This window comes from Streptomyces sp. NPDC004561 (assembly GCF_053602155.1).
The window spans coordinates 1-1,828 of sequence record NZ_JBSGDB010000854.1 but is presented as its reverse complement, the minus strand read 5'-3'; the positions used below and the strand labels follow the sequence as shown (position 1 = coordinate 1,828).

1 protein-coding gene and 2 pseudogenes are annotated in these 1,828 nt (G+C 73.9%); 1 reads left to right on the top strand and 2 read right to left on the bottom strand.

The features are described 5' to 3' along the window. Both ACWEN3_RS46115 and ACWEN3_RS46110 read right to left on the bottom strand, forming a co-directional pair. Positions 1–486, bottom strand: a pseudogene (locus ACWEN3_RS46115) (hypothetical protein); the annotation flags it as partial. A gap of 94 nt (positions 487–580) precedes the next feature. Beyond that, positions 581–1,129: a DUF5134 domain-containing protein gene (locus tag ACWEN3_RS46110; RefSeq protein ID WP_452984373.1), complete on the bottom strand. Its 549-nt coding sequence runs from the start codon at positions 1,127–1,129 to the stop codon at positions 581–583. A gap of 162 nt (positions 1,130–1,291) precedes the next feature. Between ACWEN3_RS46110 and ACWEN3_RS46105 the strand changes: the two are divergent. Beyond that, a pseudogene (locus ACWEN3_RS46105) lies at positions 1,292–1,828 on the top strand (FUSC family protein); the annotation flags it as partial.

The window sequence follows — 1,828 nt, the reverse complement described above, 5'->3', positions numbered from 1 at the left end:
CTGAAAACAGCCGTCGAAACAGCCCGGCAGGCGGATCAAGAACTCCGCGATGCCACCGCATGGTGGGACGCCCCGCCTCCTGAGTGGCAATTGCGGGGCCCGTACGCGGAGTTCGGTCCGCCGGGCGCGCCGCCGCGCCCGGGTCCGCACGACCTCCCGCACCAGCATCGCGAGGCTCCACAGGCCGGCGGAGGCGAGCAGTACGGCGGTGGCCGCCGCCCAGGGGGCCGAGGCGCCGAGGACGTACGCGTCGACGACCGTGCGCGGGGCCGTGGCGAACACATGCCCGCGCACCGCCTGCCAGGCCGCCGCGGCGCTCAGCGTCATCGACAGCGCACAGCACAGCAGGACCGCCGCCACCACGCACTGCCACGCCCACAGGGCGACGACCGGTTCTCGGTCCACCCAGTCGGCCCGGGCGAGCAGACGGGGGGCGACGACGGCGGTCAGGGCGCCGAGCAGCAGCAGGGCCACGGGGACCATCATGGTCAGCACCCTATGAGCGCGGTCCCGCCCGGCGGTACGGTCCGTGGGGCCGAAGTGACGCAGGCAACGTCCGCGCGTCCGGCGGGCCCGCGGCTCACATCGTCAGCAGCATCGCCACCATCCCGATCCCCATCGACAGCCGGCACGCCCGGGCCAGTTCCGGGCGGTCGCCCCAGCGTGCGGCCACCGTGCCGGCCGCGCCGCCGGCCGGCACCAGGCGGGCGCCGGAGACCAGCACGTAAGCCGTGAAGTAGAGCAGCAGGGCGCCGGTCACCAGGGGCACCCCGGTGCCGCCGTGGACGTGGTGCGCGGCGGGCGGGGCCGCGGCCATCGACACCGACATGTAGATCATCGCCGACGTGCCCACCAGATGGTGCAGATGGTGCGGGCTGCCGCGCGCGGCCCACAGCGCGCGCACCGCCGCCACCCCGAACACGGCCGCGTACACCGGCCAGGTCCATCCGGGCGGCGTGAACACCGCCGTCGGTACGGCCATCGCGGCCATGCCGAAGCCCATCAGCGCCTCGCCGCCCGCGGCCCTGCGCTGCTCCTCGACGGCACTGCGCATCCGCAGCAGGCAGTAGGCCCCGGTCGCCGCGCACAGTGCGACCAGCAGCCAGGCTGCCGACACCGGTCCGTGCACGCGCACCTCCCCGTTCGACGGTCGGTCGAGGATGCGATGCCCACGCCATGCGGAGCGCACGCGAGCGCAGAGGTGTACACGGGGAGCGTTCGGGGCGGCACAGCAGGTGAGCGCGCCCCGCGCCAGATGTTTTACAAGTAAAACACGTGCTAAATTGATGGTATGAGCAGTGCGACCCCCCACCGTCTTCCCCTCGCCGGAGTGCTCCGCCTCGGGCGGCCCTCCGACATCTGGTTCAAGCCCGCCCTGAGCGTGGTCGCCGCGGTCGCCCCGCCCAACCTGCTCCTGCTGTCGCTCGGCCGACTGGATCTCGCCATGTACACGATGGCCGGATCCCTGTGCGCGCTCTACGGCCACAACCGGCCCTACGCCGCCCGGGCCCGCGCGCTGGTCTGGGTGGTGCTCGGCATGGTCGGCGGACTCGCCGCCGCCCTGCTCGCGGCGTCCCTCACCTCGGACGCCGTCGTCCTCGTCACCGTCGGCGCCCTGATGGCCGCCGTCCAGAAGGCCGTGTGCGACGCCACCCGCATCGGGCCGCCCGGGAACGTGGTCCTGACCTTCATCAGCTCCGCCTCGCTGTTCGTCCCGCAGACCCTCGGGCAGCTCCCGGCACACATCGGGCTGGCCCTCGCGGCCGGCGCCTGGTCCTGGCTGGTCGGCATGGCGCCCGGACTGCTCCGACCGCACGGCCCGGAGCGC